This window comes from Micromonospora sp. NPDC049891 (assembly GCF_040660295.1).
Lineage (GTDB): Bacteria > Actinomycetota > Actinomycetes > Mycobacteriales > Micromonosporaceae > Micromonospora.
Window position 1 is genome coordinate 445,089 of the sequence record NZ_JBFAML010000001.1, and the last position, 16,237, is coordinate 461,325.

At 73.7% G+C, this 16,237-nt stretch carries 6 protein-coding genes; 1 reads left to right on the top strand and 5 read right to left on the bottom strand.

The annotated features are described in order from the left end of the window. The first annotated feature begins 4 nt into the window (after positions 1-4). Positions 5-1,630, top strand: coding sequence for an AMP-binding protein (locus tag AB0I71_RS02245; protein ID WP_357581405.1), 1,626 nt, complete (start codon positions 5-7; stop codon positions 1,628-1,630). Here AB0I71_RS02245 and AB0I71_RS02250 read toward each other — a convergent pair. Genes AB0I71_RS02250 through AB0I71_RS02270 form a run of 5 tightly spaced genes read right to left on the bottom strand, consistent with a single transcriptional unit; the run spans position 1,564 to position 16,216 of the window. After that, complete coding sequence (locus tag AB0I71_RS02250; protein WP_357581406.1) at positions 1,564-2,316, bottom strand: alpha/beta fold hydrolase; 753 nt, start codon at positions 2,314-2,316, stop codon at positions 1,564-1,566. The genes AB0I71_RS02245 and AB0I71_RS02250 overlap by 67 nt on opposite strands. Next, positions 2,309-3,439, bottom strand: coding sequence for a Gfo/Idh/MocA family oxidoreductase (locus AB0I71_RS02255; protein ID WP_357581407.1), 1,131 nt, complete (start codon positions 3,437-3,439; stop codon positions 2,309-2,311). The genes AB0I71_RS02250 and AB0I71_RS02255 overlap by 8 nt, the downstream gene beginning before the upstream one ends. Next, complete coding sequence (locus AB0I71_RS02260) at positions 3,436-4,524, bottom strand: NAD-dependent epimerase/dehydratase family protein (protein WP_357581408.1); 1,089 nt, start codon at positions 4,522-4,524, stop codon at positions 3,436-3,438. The genes AB0I71_RS02255 and AB0I71_RS02260 overlap by 4 nt, the downstream gene beginning before the upstream one ends. Continuing rightward, entirely contained in the window at positions 4,521-9,710 is a 5,190-nt protein-coding gene (locus AB0I71_RS02265) for an amino acid adenylation domain-containing protein (RefSeq protein ID WP_357581409.1), read from the bottom strand. Before AB0I71_RS02265 ends, AB0I71_RS02260 begins: the two co-directional genes overlap by 4 nt. After that, complete coding sequence (locus tag AB0I71_RS02270) at positions 9,707-16,216, bottom strand: amino acid adenylation domain-containing protein (protein ID WP_357581410.1); 6,510 nt, start codon at positions 16,214-16,216, stop codon at positions 9,707-9,709. Before AB0I71_RS02270 ends, AB0I71_RS02265 begins: the two co-directional genes overlap by 4 nt. Positions 16,217-16,237 lie beyond the last annotated feature (21 nt).

The following is a 16,237-nucleotide window of genomic DNA, read 5'->3' on the forward strand; positions in this document are numbered from 1 at the left end:
GACAGTGGAGGCGTACACCGAGGTGGAGCGGGCTATGGACATCGATCTGCTTGCCTGGACACGGCGGCCCCGGCGCGGCGGGTGGGTGCGATTCGCGAGCACCGAGGGCTGGGACGAGTGGTCCTACGACTCCCTCGCCGCGCTTACCCGCCGGTCGGCGGGCGCGCTCGTCGCCGCCGGTGTGCGTCCCGGCGACGTCGTGGCTCTCGGGCTGGCGGGCGGTCCGCGCTTCGTCGCGATGTTCTTCGGGGCGCTGCTCGCCGGTGCGACACCGGCCCCACTACCGCCACCTGCGGCCTTCGCCCGCGCCGACCGCTACGAAGCGCATGCCGACAGGTTGCTCGGCTGGTCGACACCGACCCTGGTGGTGCACGAACCGGCCTTCGCCCGGACGGGCGAGCTGGCGGCCGTCCGGGGCGTCGACGCGGCCCCGCTGGACGAACTCCTCGCCGCGGCCCCCGACGCCGATCGCGAGCCCGGCCGGCCGGTGCCAGCCGTGGCGGTGGTCCAGTTCACCTCGGGCACCACCGGCCCCGCCCGGGGCGTACGGGTAGGCACCGGAGCGCTCACCGCCAACCTCGGCGCGATCGCCCGCTGGCTGCGGATGACGCCCGCTGATCCGACCGCGTCCTGGCTGCCCGTGCACCACGACATGGGACTGATCGGGTGTCTGCTGCTGCCGGTGACGGTGGGTGGTGACCTGTGGTCCATGCCGACGGTCGAGTTCCTGCGCCGCCCGATGCGCTACCTGGAGTGCTTCGGGCGGCACGGCGCCCGGCTGACCGCGATGCCGGCCTTCGGCCTCGACTACCTGACCCGACGGGTACGCCCGGAGAGCCTCGCCGGCCTCGACTTCAGCGCCTGGCGGTCGGTGATCGTGGGCGCGGAGCGGATCCCGCCGGCCACCCTGCACCGGTTCGCGGAGCTGCTCGGGCCGTTCGGCCTGCGTCCGTCGGCGTTGCGTCCGGCGTACGGCCTGGCGGAGGCGACCCTGGCGGTCACCGGGGTGGCGTCCGGCGAACCCTGGCGCGTGGTCAGCACCCCCACCGAGGGCGCGGTGGTGGGGTGCGGCACGCCGCTGTCCGGGGTCACCGTTTCGGTCCGGGACGGTGACGGGCGTCCGGCGGCACCGGGACAGCTCGGCGAGATAGTGGTCGGCGGTGCCGGCGTCGGGTCGGCCCCGGTGCACACCGGCGACGCGGGCTTCCTCCACGACGGGGAGTTGTTCGTCGTCGGCCGGCTCGGCGACGGGGTGAAGGTCCACGGCCGCTTCGTCTTCGCGGCCGACGTGGAGACCGCGATCGCCGCCGACGGCGGGATCCCGCTGGGTCGGGTGGCCGTGCTGGCCGGCAGCCGCGCCGGCCGGCCGACGGTGGTCGTCGTGCTGGAACGCCCGCAGCCCGACTGGTGGCGGCTCTCCGCCGAGGCGCTGGCCGGCCGGTTCGTCGGCGCCGACCTGCTGGCCGTGACCGCCACCGCCGGTGGCATCGCCCGCACGACCAGCGGCAAGCCGCGCCGCCGGGTGATGTGGGACGCGTTCCTCGACGGCCGGTTGGGTCCGGCTCAGCCGTTGTCGCCGAGTCCGTGTGCGAGCGCCGCGACGACGGCGTCGAGTTCCTCGACGAGATAGAAGTGACCACCGGGGCGCACCAGTCGCCGGTACGGGCCGGTGGTGAATCGCGCCCAGTCCGTCAGCTCGGCCGGAGCGACGTCGGGGTCGTCCCACCCGCCGAGGGCGGTGACCGGGCAGGACAGCGGGGGAGCGGGTGCCGGCTGCCAGGTCTCGATCAGCCGGTAGTCGCTGCGTAGCGCCGGCATGATCAGGGCCCGTAACTGGGGATGGGCAAGGGTTTCCGTGCTTGTCGCGTCCTGCCGGCGCAACTCGTCCCAGAGCGCGTCGTCGGAGTCGAGGTGCAGGCTTCCGATCCGGTGCAGGGCGGGAGACGGATGAGCGGAGACGAACAGGTGTCGGACGGCGACGCCGCGCCGGTGCTCCAGGCGACGGGTCACCTCGTAGGCGATCGCGGCACCCATGCTGTGCCCGAACAGGGCCAAGCCTCCGGTCCGGGTGAACGGCAGCAGTGCCTCGGTCACCCGGTCGGCCAGCTCGGCCATGTCCGTGACGCACGGCTCGGAGAGGCGGTCCAGCCGGCCCGGGTACTGCACCGCCCACGTTTCGACGCCTTCCGGCAGCAGGGCTCCCCAGTCGCGGTAGAACAACGCGTTCCCACTGGCGTGCGGAAAGCAGACCAGGCGTACGCGGGCGGCAGGCCGGGTGTGGAAGCACCGCAGCCAGCGGTCGGGGTGGTCATCCATCGCCGGCCGCAGCCTCCCCGGCGCGCGCCAGCGCCTCGATGTCGGCCGCGCTCAGCGGATCCAGCTCACCACCGGCGATCAGGTCCGGTGGCCCCAGCAGCGCGCTGACGTCCTGCCAGAGTTGGCACAGGGTGAGCTGGTACTGGCCGTCGGCCCGCGCCGGACCACCGGGTATGTCGCGCCGCAGCTCGTCGACAGCGGTGGCGACGCCGGCCGGCCACATGGTGGCGAACAGTTCCTCGTAGGACGCCGACGCGGTCGGTCCGAGCACGACCGCGCTGGGCGCGGCGCGGACGTCGACGCCCTTGTCGAAGTGGGCGGGAGCGGCCGGGTCGGCCACCGTACGGGGAAAGACGGGCCGGGCCGACCACACGACGGGGCCGTGGGTGCCGACGAGCGTCAGGTTCCCGGCGTCGGTACCGATGGTGACGCGGTGCAGCAGGTGGGCGTAGTTGTCCGGGTCGGCCGGGTCCAGTTCGTTCTGGATGCGGATCGTCGTGGGCACGCCGGCCAGTACCCCCTCCAGCGTGCGGAACGGTGGCGACAGGTCGGACGGCCCGGCCCCGGGGACCGCCGGTGGGTTGAAGGACCAGGGACGCAGGCCGGAGAGGGCCAGCCCGAGGATGTCGAACAACGAGTAGGCGAGCTGGAAACCGCAGGCCGCGTCGACGTAGCGGGGGCGCTGACGCCGGAGCAGATCGCGGGCGGCGCCGACGAACCGCCGCACCGGCGGCAGGTGCCGGTAGAACGGGTTGAGCCGGTAGATGACGCCGTGTCGGCGGGCGGTTCGAAGAGAGTCGGCCAGCTCGTCGTGGTGCAGCGGGTGCTCCTGGAGGACGTGCACCCCGCGCGCCATGAGCCGGCCGGCGAGTTCGGTGCCGGGGCCGCCCAGCAGCCCGCCCCGGATCACCACACAGGCGATCCGGATGTCGTCGGGAAGCTCGTCCGGGTCGCGGTAGAGCGGCACGCCGTACCGCGCCGCGCACGCGCGGGACCGTTCACTGCCCCGGGCCAGTACGCCGGCCAGCCGGATCGGCGCGGTGGTGGCCCGGAACGCCTCCAGGTAGACCTGACCGAACCGGGTGCCGGCCACCACCACCGGGGTGCGACTGTCACCTGTCACAGCGTTCCCTCCCGCAGGTGGAGACCGTCCGTACTGTCGACCTCGACGATCCGGGTGACCGCTTCGGCGTGCCGCATCGCGGTCACGGTGGCGACCGGGTCGAGCAGCTCGGCGGCGTGGTGGGTGCCCGGCGGGCCGCCCTCGTCGCGCAGTCGGGTGGCGCAGTGGGCGACCATCGCACCGGTCAGCTCGCTCGCCCCCCGGCCCCACAGCGCCACCGCACGTGCCGATCCGTCGTCCCCGCCGGCCTCGACCACGATCACCTGGTACGGGGTACGGCCGAACAGGTCGAGCCGGGCGGCCCGGCGCAGCGCCTCGCCTGTCGGTTGGTCCGGTGACGCCGCCCCGCGCAGCAGGGCCGCCAGGTGGCCGTCGGCGTAGGCCGAGTGCCATCGGACCTCGGTCAGCCCGGCGGTCGCGGCGATGCGAGCGGCCTCGGTGCTGAGGAACGGCGTGGACAGTACGGGTTCGGGGAAGAACGGCACCGTGGCCGCGCGGCCGGTGGGTGCCGACGGCACCAGGCGGCCGGCGTGCCAGGCCGCGTGCACCGTGCCGAACTCGTCGGCCCGCAGGTAGTCGGCGGCACCTGCCGGGCTGAAGTGGTCCCGGCCGCCGACGTGACCTTTCAGCCACCGGGCCGGCGTCGGCAGGGTGCCGATCAGGTAGCGCGGCAGGACGCCGCTGAGTCCGGGCATCATGCCGGCCGAGAGCACGGCGCACCGGTCCGTGCCGGCGGTCAGTGGCGCGACCAGGGCGGCCAGCCGATCGTCGCCGGCCGGGTCGACGTAGTGCGCCCCGACCGCGAGCGCGATCCGGGCGACCCGGTCGCCGACCACCGCCGACGGTCCGGCGCAGTTGGCGACCACTGCGGCACCGGAGCAGAAGTCGTGCAGGGCGACCGGGTCCTCGACGTCGACGCGCGCCACGGTGGCCGAGGTGTCCGCCTCGACCGACCGCCGGGCCCCCAACCGCAGTGCACCGCCGCTGGCGACCAGGTGGCGGGTGGCGGCGCGGCCAACGGCGCCCGAGGCGCCGACGACGGCGATGACACCGCCGTCCGCGGTCGTCCGCCGGACGCCGGTCACGCCTGCGTCCCGCTGTCGGGCAGGGCCGCCGCGAGGGTCTCCGGTGCGGCTGGAAGGTCGCGGCGGGGCAGCGCCACCTCGACGACCTGCGCTGGTTCGAGGCACAGGTCCGCCCAGAACTCGTCGGCGTCATCGTCGTCGACCCCGCGGACGAGCGTGACGTCGCCGGCGTAGAGGGTGGGTCGGTGGGCGGCGAGGGCGGTGTGGAGCGCGGTGAAGGCGGACAACTCGTCGGTGGACGGTGCTCGACCCGTCTCCTCGGTGAACGCGGCCCGCATCTCCTCCGGACCCACCGCTGCGCGGGCGGGTCGACCGCCGACGATGATCACCCGATCGACGGTGACGCCGCCGTCGGCAAGTGCTCGGCCGATTTCCAGGGCAAGCAACGCGGCGTACCCGTAGCCGACCAGCCGCACCGGGCCCGGGCCGGCGGCGGAGACCGCTCGGGCCTGCTCGGCGGCGAGTCGGTCCAGGCCGATGCCCGCGCCGAGGGCGGGTACTGTCGTCGCGCCCACCCCCTGGACGTACGCCCCGTCCGCGGATGCGGCGAGGGGCCGCCACAACTCCAGGGAGCCGGCGCAGTCGTGCACCACGGTCAGCGTCGGGCCGTCGTCCGCCCGCCCCCGCAGCGGCACCACCGGGGAACCCTGGTCGGCCACCGGTTCGGACCCGGCCGCCGGGGTGGCCGGTGTGGTCCGGCCGGCGGCGATCCACCGGGCCAGTTCCCGCACGGTCGGGTGTTCCAGCAACTCGCGCAGCAGCTCGTCGAAGTAAAGCTCCCTGGCTTCCGGGATCTCGGCCTGGACCTGGCTGGCGATCCGGGCCGAGACGAGAGAGTCACCACCGAGCGCGAAGAGGTTGGCGGTCGGCTCCACCGTGGAGAGTCCGAGCGCGGCGGCCCAGATTGCGGCGAGCCGGCGCTCCAGGTCGCTCCCGGAGGTGGCCGCGGTCACCCCGCTGCCATCAGTCTCCGGGCCCTGGGCGGCGGGTCTCGGTGCCAGCTCCCGCAGCGCCACCCGGTCGACCTTCCCGTTGTCGGTAAGCGGCAGCGTGTCGAGCACCTGGAACGCGGCCGGCAGCAGGTAGGCGGGGAGTCGCTCGGCCAGGTGCGCGGTCAGTTCGTCAGGGGTGGCGGCGGCCCGGTGGTCCTTGAACCTCGCGGCGAACAGGCCCATCCCCAGCGTGCCGGCGGGCTCGTCGCCGTCGGGCAGGCTGACCCGGCTCGTGCCGCCGGCTCCAGCCAGGGCGCGTAGCCACGACTCCGGGTCGAGGAAGGTGTGGCCGGTGTCGGCGCGGGCGTCGGTGAAGTCCCCGGCCTCCCCGTCGGGCGAGAGCAGCAGTTCGAGCGAGGTCATGATCTGGTAGTGGTCGCGGGTCATCTCCAGCGCCACCAACCAGCCGCCGGGGGCCAGCAGCTCTGCCAGGTTGCGCAGGGTGCGGTCGACATCGGTGCACGCGTGCAGGACGTCACCGGCGACGACGAGGTCGAAGGTGTTGGGCGACAGTCCCTGGTCCCGGGCGGGGGAGTTGAGGTCGACGGTGGCCCAACGCATCCCGGTACGCCCGGCGAACCGTTCCCGGCTGTGCGCGAGGAAGAACGGGGACAGGTCGGTGCAGAGGTAGTTGACCTCGATGCCGTCGAGGGCGGCGAGAACCGCTGCCGTGGTGCCGCCCGCGCCGGCTCCCACCTCCAGCACCCGCAGCGGCGTGCCGGCCGGTCGGCTCGCCGCGATCCGGCGTACCGCCCCGGCTGCGGCGGCGTTGGCCCACCTGTTGAACGGCGCGTCCTCGTAGAGCCGGCGGGAGATGTCGATCCGGCCTTCCGGGAAGAGCAGGTCACGCGCTCCGGCATGGTCGAGGAGCAGGTCCGCGAGCCGGTCCAGGCTGGCCCGGAAGTAGCCGACCAGGCTGGCGTCGTCGGGATCGGTGAGCCGATCGACCTCCTGCCAGGCGCTGTCCACGTCGGACTGGTCGACGGGCCGGACCAGCCGGAGGCCGGCGGCGGTGGGCGCGAGGTGACCCTCGGCGGTTAGCACCCGTAGCCAGCGTCGGACCAGGCGGCGCCGAGGGCCGGTCACCGCGGCGATCTCATCGGGCGTGTGCACCGCGTCCCGGGACCCGAACAGCCCGAGGCGGCGCAGTGCCAGCACCATGCCGGGCAGCGCCGCCCGGTCGAGCGCCGAGGTGAACCGGCGGTACGCCCCGAGGTCAACGCCGCTGAGAGCTTCGGTACCGGCGTCGCGGGCGCTGTCGGCGACCGGACGGGCGGCGCCGGCACGCTCGGCCGGTGTGGGTTCGGGATGGTGGGCGGGTTCGACGAAGGAGACCAGCCGACGGCCGAGGGGCGGTTCGCCGACCGCGATCGTCACGGCGCGACCGACGGCGGGATGAGTGGCCAGAGCGGTGTCCACCTCGGCCGGTTCGATCCGGTAGCCCCGGATCTTGACCTGGTGGTCCGCGCGGCCGAGGAACTCGATGTCACCGTTCGTCAGGTACCGCCCCAGGTCGCCGGTGCGATAGAGCCGCTGCCCGGTCTCCGGGTGGGTCGGAAAGCGCTCGGCGGTGCGGTCGGCGTCAGCGAGATACCCGTCGGCCAGGCCGAGGCCGCCGATGAAGAGTTCGCCCACCACGAGGTCGGGGCAGGGCCGCAGGGCCTGGTCGAGCACGTGCCAGGACTGGTTGGTCAGCGGGCGCCCGTAGGGGATGCTCGGCCAGGCCGGGTCCACCTGGTCCACCGGGTGGAAGATCGACCAGATCGCCGCCTCGGTGGCGCCGCCGAGGCTCACCACGCGGGCCGCCGGCAGGTGCCGGCGGACCGCGTCCGGCAGTGGCACCGGGATCCAGTCGCCGGAGAGCAGCACCAGCCGGAGGTTGTCGAGGCCGGGGGTCGGCGTCGCGGTCAGGTAGTCGACGAACATCTGCATCTGGGCCGGGACCGAGTTCCAGATCGTCGCGCCGTGGGCGGCGGCCAGCGCGGCCAGGTGCGACGGATCGTTGCGCCGGTCGGTGGCCGGCATGATGAGGCAGCCACCGTGGCTGAGCGGACCGAACATGTCGTAGACCGACAGGTCGAAACCGAGCTGGGAGAGGCCGAGGATGCGGTCGTCCGGCCCGACTCCGAAGCGGGCGTTGACGTCGGCGACGGTGTTGAGGGCGGCCCGATGGCTGATCATGACGCCTTTGGGCACTCCGGTCGAGCCGGAGGTGTGGATGACATAGGCGAGTTCGTCGGGGCGGGTGGGCGGAACGTCCGGGGGCCGGGCGGCGGGGGCACAGGTGGCGACGACGATCGCGGTCGTCCCGGTCGGACCGGCGACGAACGCGGTGTCGGTGAGGACGAGTCGGATACCGGAGCGGGCGATGATCTCGGCCCGTCGCCGGGGCGGATGGGCGGGATCCACGGGTACGTACACCGCGCCGGCCAGCAGCGTTCCCAGCACGGCGACGAGCTGGTGACAGCCGCGGTCGAGGGTGATGCCGACCAGTTCGCCCGGGCGGCACCCGGCATCGAGGAGCGCGTTCGCGACGCCGTTGGCGTGCACCAGCAACTCGCCGTAGGTCATGGTGCGGTCGGCGTCGATCACCGCCGGCCGGTCGGGTTGCCGGGTCGCCTGCGCGACGACGCCGTCGTGCAGGAGGCCGGCCGGCACGGGCCCGGTCGTGGCGTTGACGGTGGCCCGCCGCTGGGCCTGGGCGGCCGGCAGCCCGACCGGGTACGGAGCCGACCAGGCCGAACCGTCGGCGAGTCGGGCCAGCAGGTCCTCGTAGGCGGCGAAGGCATCGTCGAGCAGGACGTCGGGGAGCACCCCCTCGCGGGCGTCCCAGGTGGTCGAGAGGCCGCCGTCCCGCTCGATGTTCTGGCAGTCGATCCAGACCTGCGGGGTCTGGCTGATGCCGTGGCCGAGGGTCGGCGCGTCCGGCGGGGTGGGTGTGTCCAGCCCGATCGCGCTGGTGAACACGATCGGGAACATGGCCGCTCCGGCGCCGCTGCGGCGGGTGATCTCACGCATCACCTCGACGCCGCTGAACGCCCGGTGGTCGATGTCCTGCCACAGCCGTAGCTGCGCCTCGCGGGCGCGGTCGGCGAAGGTGGCCCCGACGCCGTCCCGGGCCAGCAGCGAGACCGAGGTGAAGTCGCCGACGAGGGCCGGCACCTGCGGATGCAGCGGCAGCCGGTTGAGCAGCGTGACGTTGACCGTGAAGGCGGGGCTCCGGCTCCACGCCGCGATGACCTCCTGGTACGCGGTGAGCACGGCCGTCGACGGGCTCACCCCGTGGCGACGGGCCTGGTCGCGGAGCCGCCGCCAGCTCTCCGGCGACACCACGGCGGCCCGTCGGCGGAACCGCGGCTCGGGTGGCGACGGGAGCACGGGCAGCGCTGGCGCCGGGGGCAGGTCGGGCAACCGGTCGAGCCAGTAGCGGCGGGCCGTCTCGTGGTGCGCTTCCCGCCAGCGGCGTTCGGCCGCGAGATAGTCGCGGAACGTCAGCTCCAGCGCGGGCAGTTCCGCTTCGGGTGCCAGGTACAGCCGGTGCACCTCGTCGAGGATCACCTGCACACTGACGAAGTCGGCGACCAGGAAGTCGATCGAGGCGTGCACGACAGTGGTCTCGTCGTGCAGGGTGAGGCGTACCTCCACGAGCGGCCACCGGGTCGGGTCGGCCACGCGGTGGTCGAGTTCGGCGCGGGTGCGCCGTACGGCGGCCTGGTACTCCTCGTCCGGCCTGCCGCGCAGGTCGGATATCGCGACCGGCAGCGGTGGCGGATCGGGCAGCACCCGCTGGGTGCCGGCCAGGTCGACGACGGCGCGGAGCATGTCGTGCCGCCGGACGACCTCCTGCCAGGCCCGGACCATGCGTGCCTCGTCGATACGCGGATAGGTCAGCTCGCCGTAACCGTGGCAGGCCACCCCGCCGTACGCGAACGAACCGGTCCGGCCGAGCAGGTAGGCCGACTGGACGTCGGTGACCGGGAACGCCTCGTGGCGGGCTTCCGGGTCGGCCACCACCTCGGGCGTACCCTGCTCAAGGTAGGCGATGATCTCCTCGCGTACGGCCCGGACCGCATCGCGTGCGCTGTCGTCGAGTACGCCCTGCGGTGCCCGGAACCGTAGCTGTCCGCCGTCGACCCAGAGCCGCACGCCCTGCTCGGCCAACGATCGCACCAGCCGCGCCGCCGTCGTGTTCACAGCACCCCCTCGTCCACCGGCCCGCCGGTAAGCGTCAACTGCTGGTCCAGGACGGCCGCCATCTCCGCAAGCGTCGGCGCGGCCAGCACATCGCGCAGCGCCAGCTCGACACCGTGCTCGCGGCGCAACAGCTCGACCAGCCGGGTGGCCAGCAGGCTGTCGCCACCGAGTTCGAGGAAGTTGTGCCGGCGGCCGATCTGCGGCGCGTCCAGCAGCCGCGTCCACGCGGCGGCCAACAGGATCTCCGCCGGTCCGTCAGGCGGCTCGCCACCGTCGGTCGGCTGCTCGTCGAAGAGCCGCGCCACCCGGCCCCGGTCGACCTTGCCGTTCGCGGTCACCGGGAAGCGGTCCACCACCACGATCAGCTCCGGGACCATGTACCCGGGCAGCCGCTCGGCGAGCTGCCGACGGATCTCCTCGGGGTGTGGGTCGTGACCCGGCTCCGCCTGCACGGCCAGGACGAGCCGGCGGCCACGTGCGGCCGGCCGGGCGAGCGCCACCGCGCCGGTGACCGCGGGCTGCCGCACGGTCATCGCCTCGACCTCGCCCAGCTCGACCCGGTACCCGCCGATCTTGACCTGCAGGTCGGTGCGACCGAGCAGTTCCAGCGTGCCGTCCGGCCAGTAGCGACCCAGGTCGCCGGTGCGGTACCAGCGCCCGTCCGGACCATCCACGAAGGATGCTGCGGTGAGGTCGGGTGCGCCGTGGTAGCCGACCGCCAGGCCGGCACCACCGATACGCAGCTCACCGGCGACCCAGTCGGGGCAGTCGAGACCTCGCGGGTCGACCACCCGGAATCGCTGGTTGCGCAGTGGCCGACCGTACGGAATCGAACGCCAGCCGTCCTCGACGGTGCTGACCTCGTGGAAGTTGGACCAGATCGCGGCCTCGGTGGCACCACCCAGCGAGACGAACCGGGCCGCGGGCGCGGCGGCGGCGACGAACCGGTCCGGCAGATCCAGGGAGATCCAGTCGCCGGAGGCCAGACCCAGCCGCAGGGTCCGCAACTCATCGGGGTCGGCCGCGGTCAGCAGCATGTCGAGCAGAGCCGGCGCGGAGTTCCAGACGGTCACGCCCCTGGCCGCGACGAGCGCCGCCCACCGTCGGGGCTCGTGCCGGTCCTCGTCGGCCACCAGCACGACAGTGCCGCCCGCGCCCAGGATGCCGAACAGGTCGTAGACCGACAGGTCGAAGTCGAGAGCGGAGACCGCGAGCACCCGGTCGTCGGCACCGACCGCGAACCTCCGGTTGACGTCGACGATCGTGTTCAACGCGGCCCGGTGGGTGATGTCGACACCCTTCGGCGTACCGGTGGAGCCCGAGGTGAAGATGGTGTACGCCAGCGCGTCCGGGTCGACAGCCACCGGTGCGGGCAGCGGGTCGGCCGTCGGGTCGAGGGTGACCACCGGCACCACATCGGTAGTGCCGGGCAACCCGACGACCAGCCGGACGCCGGCGGCGCGCAGGATCCGGTCGCGGCGGTCGGCCGGCTGGTCGATCCCGACCGGGAGGTAGCTCGCCCCGGCGGCCAGCACCCCCAGCACCGCCACCACCTGCGCCGGTCCACGGGGCAGGCTGACCGCCACCCGGTCACCGGCGGTCACCCCGGCGTCGTGCAGCCGGCGCGCCGCCCGCAACGCCGAGTCGACAAGCGCGCCGTAGCTCATGTCGCCGACGCCGGTGCCCCAGGCCAGGGCCGGCGCGTGGGGCCGGCGGGCCGCCTGGTTGAGGAACCCGTCGAGCAGACCGCCCGCCGGCACCGGGCCGGCGGTGTCGTTCACCGCGTCGCGGACCCGTCGCTGCGCGGCCGGTACGAGGTCGGGCGCGGGCTGCTCCCACGACGCGTCGGCGAGCCACTCCAGCAGCCGTCGGTAGGCGTCGAAGGCATCGTCGAGCAGGCCCGGCGGGAACAGTTCGTCGACGCCGTCCCAGGTCACCACGAGTCCACCGGCACGCTCCATCACCTGGTTGTCGAGCCAGACCTGTGGGGTCTGGGACAGGCCGTGCACCAGCTCCCCGAACGGGAACCGCAGACCGGTCAGCTCGTCCGCGACGCCGAGCGCGCTGGTGAACACGACAGGCATCGTCGGTCCGGCGTCGCGGTCCCGGCGTAGGCGCTCACGCAGCACCCACAGGGCTGACACCGCGCCGTGCTCGACGCTCTCCCACATGGCCTGCTGCACCCGGCGGACGGTCGCCGTCCACGCCTCGCCGGGTGCGAGCCGGGCCGGTACGAGGGCCAGCGACGTGAAGTCGCCGAGAACCCGGTCGACGTGCGGGTGCACGTCCCGGCGGTTGAACATCGTGACGTTGAGGGTGAGGTCGGTGCTGCCCGACCACCGTCCGAGTACGTCCGCGTACGCGGCCAGCAGCACGCCGGCCGGAGTGACCCCCGCCCGCCGGGCCCGGTCCCGCAGGCCCTGCCACTGGCCGGGGGACAGCCGCGCCTCCCGCCGACGGAACCGGGGCCGTCGCACGGTGTTCGGATCACGGGCCAGCGGCAGCGCCGGAGCCGGGGGCAGGTCGGCCATCCGCTCGTACCACCAGGTCTCGGCGGCCGCACGTACCGCCGGGGGTGGGGCGGCCTGGATGACGTAGTCGCGGAACGTCACGTCGACCGGCGGAAGTTCGGCGGCCGGGTCGCGATAGAGCGCCGACAGCTCGGCGAAGAATCGCACGATGCTCAGCGCGTCCAGCACGATGTAGTCGAAGCTGAACCCGATGGCGGTCCGGTCGCCGCCGTAACACACCGCACGGACCTCCAGCAGCGGCCACCGGTGTGGGTCGGGCACCCGCTCGGCGAGCGTGCCCCTCATCCGGGCGACGGCGTCGGCGTCGGCGTAGGTCACGGCGATCCGGAAGGTCGGCACCCGGGCCAGTACGCGCTGCCGCCCGTCGTCGTCGAAGATCGCGCGCAGCATGTCGTGCCGTTCGACGAGCCGATTGATGGCTGTTTCCAGCCGACCGACGTCGACGTCGCTGCCGTCGAACTCCCAGTACCAGTGCGAGCCGACGCCGCCGAGCGCGAAGTCTTCGCGACGGCCCAGCCAGTAGGCCCGCTGCACGTCGGTGGCGGGGAACGGGTCGTAGCGGTGCGCCGGATCGGACTCGATCGGCGCCGACGCGGACGGGCCCGCCGGCAGTTCGGACAGGCCTGCGGCGAAGTCCGCGAGCACCGGCGTGGCGTACAGGCGGCTCAGCTCGGCACCGCCGAAGCCGTCGGCGGCCAGCCGGGCCAGCATCCGGGTGGCGACCAGGCTGTCGCCACCGATGGCGAAGAAGCTGTCGTCGCGGCCGACGACGTCGAGCCCGATCAACTCGGCCCACAGCTCCGCCAACAGCTGCTCCCGGGCGCCCACCGGGTCGCGGTGGACCGGGCGCACCGGGGCGGCCGCGAGCAGGTCGGCGATCCGGCGGCGATCGACCTTGCCGTTGGCCGAGGAGGGCAACCTGGCGAGCACCACGAACGACTGGGGCGCCATGGCGGCCGGCAGCTGGTCGCGGACCCACTCGTGGAGCGCCTGCGGATCCACCTCCGCCGGATCGTCGGCGGCCGGCACCACCGCGGCCGCCAGCCGCCGGTGCGCCGCCGCGCCGACGGCCACCACGACGGCGTCGTCGACGGCCGGACAGGCCCGCAGGACGGCTTCGATCTCGCCTGGCTCGATGCGGTGACCGCGAAGCTTGATCTGGTGGTCGGCGCGGCCGAGGAACTCCACTGTGCCGTCCGGCCACCAGCGGGCCAGGTCGCCGGTGCGGTACCAGCGCAGACCGGCGCTTGTGACGAAACGGTCGGCGGTCAGGGCGGGATCCCCACGGTAACCGCGCGCCACCGATGCGCCGCCGATCCACAGCTCGCCCGGAACCCAGTCGGGGCGGTCGTCGCCTCGCCGGTCCACCACCCGGAGCCGTTGGTTGGCCAGCGGGCGTCCGTAGGGCACCGCCGACCAGTGTGCCGGCGGTGCGGGCGGGACCTCCTGAATCGTGGAGTGGATCGCGGTCTCGGTGGTGCCACCCAGCGCGATGAGGCGTGCCCCCGGCGCGACCCGGGCCAGCCGCGCCGACAGTTCCGGTCCCACCCAGTCCCCGCCGACGAGTGCCAGCCGCAGCGGCACCGGCGCGCCGGTTTCGGCCACTGCGGACATGAACGTGTCGAGCAGCAACGGCACCGACTGCCAGACGGTGACCCGCCAGTGGGTGACGAGCCGGCACCAGGCCGCGACGTCGCGCCGCTCCTGCTCCCCGACGACGGTGAGGGACGCCCCGGTGCCGAGCGCGCCGAAGATGTCGAACACGGACAGGTCGAAGTCGAGGGCGGACACGGAGATCAGGCGATCGTCCGGTCCGACGGCGAACCGCCGGGTCAGGTCGTCGATCGTGTTCAGGGCGGCCCGGTGGCCGACCTCGACGCCCTTGGGCTCGCCTGTCGACCCGGAGGTGAACAGCACGTACGCCACCGGGTCGGTGCGTGGTGCCGCGGTGTGGGCGGCGGTCGGCCCGCCCGGCGGGACCGCTTCGACGACCGGCTCGGCGTCGGTGTCGGCGGTGATCGCCAGCCGCACGCCGGCCCGAGCCAGGATGGCGGCCCGACGCGGGGCCGGCTGGTCCGGGCCGACCGGTACGTACACCCCGCCGGCCCGGAGCACGGCGAGCACGGCTGCCACCTGCCAGAAGCCCTTCGGGAGGGTGACGGCCACGCAGTCGCCGTCGGTCAGGCCGCGGCTGATGAGCGTCGCGGCCAGGGCATCGGCCCGCCGCGCCAGTTCCCCGTAGTGCCAGCGGCCGCCGGTGCCGCAGAGCGCCACCCGGTCGGGATGCCGGTCGGCGTACGCGAAGAAGTCGTCGTGCAGCCGCCGCTCCCGTACCGGCGTGTCGGTCGCGTTGACTGTCGCCCGGCGGGCGGCGACCGCCGGATCGAGCGCCACCGGCAGCGTCCGTTCCCAGTCCTGCTCGGTGATGAGCCGATCGACCAGTCGGCTGTAGGCCTGGAACATCGCGTCGATGAGCCCGGGCGGGAACAACTCCTCGACCACGTCCCAGTTCAGCAACAGCCCACCCTCGCGCTCGGTGACCTGGAAGTCGAGCCAGACCTGGGGCGTCTGCGAGGTCGTCCAGCCGGGCGTGCCGAAACAGCGCCGGACCTCGGGCGGGAAGAGGTCCCCGAGACTGAGGGCGCTGGTGAACACCACAGGCGCCCCGACCGCCTCGGTTCCCCGGAGCCGGGCCAACTGCCTGAGCACCTCGACGCCGCTGACCCCGCCATGGGACAGATCGCGGCGCAGTTGCTCCTGCAGGGCCGCCGCCCGACCGGCGAATGTCACGCAGCCGGCCACGTCCACTTCGAGGAGGACGAGGTTCGTGAAGTCACCGACGACCGCGCCGATGTCGGGGTGCACCGGACGTCTGTCGTAGCGCGGCAGGCCGAGCACGAACCGGTCCTCCGCACTGAACGTGGCCAGCACGTCGGCGAAGGCGTTGAGGAACGCGACCGCCGGCGTGAGTCCGTGCCGGTGTGCGGTCTGCCGTACCGCCGTGGCCGCGGCCGGGTCCAGGCTCCGGTGCCGGCGGCCGACGCGGTGTCCGTGGACCGCGGTGGGCGGGGTCGCCAGCGGCAGTTGCGGCGGGCCGGGCAGGCTCTCCTGCCGGCCGCGCCAGTAGGCCACGTCGTCGGCCGGCGGCTGCTCGGCGCCGGTCGACGCCAGGTACTCGGGAAACGACACGCCGAGCGGGGCGAGTTGGTCGTCGCGACCCGAGTAGAGAGCGGCCAGGTCGGCGAGGAGCACCCGGAAGCTGTGGGCGTCGGCGACGAGCATCTCGATCTGCACGTGTACCCGGGTGACGCCGCCGGGCAGCAGCGAGAGCTGCACGTCGAAGACCTCGCCCATCTCCACCCGCATCCGACGGTGCGACAGGTGATCGCGCACCCGCAGCAGCGCCTCGTCGCGCTGTGCCAGCGAGAGGTCGCGCAGGTCGTGGACGGTCAGCTTCCAGTCGGAGTCGGGCAGCACCCGCTGCTGGGCGTCCGCGAATGCGGCCCGCAGCATCGGGTGGCGGCGGATCAGCGCGTGGACCGCCCGCTCCAGACGCTCGGGTTCGACGCCTTCGCCGTCGAACTCGTTGCAGAAGTGGGCGCCGACGCCACCCAGCGGCACGCCGTCGGACCGGCCCACCCAGTAGGCGTGTTGCATCGTGGCGAGCGGGAACGCAACCGTGGCATCGACGGGATCGACAAGCGGCGGTGCGGCAGGTGCGGCGGTCCCGGGCAACGCCGACATCAGGTCCCACCACTGCCGCACCGTGCGCCACTGGAAGAGGTCGCCGTACGTGACCGGCACCCCGGCGGCCTGCCAGCCTGCCGCCAGCCGCATCACACTTATCGAGTCGAGACCCAGATGCAGCAGGTCGCTGTCGTCGTGGAGCTGCGTCGGCGGACAGCCGAGCAGGTCGGCGACATCGCGCCGGACGTCCGCGAGGGTCATTGCGCTCGCGTCGGTGGGGTTCTGCACCGCGCCTCCCAGCATGACCGG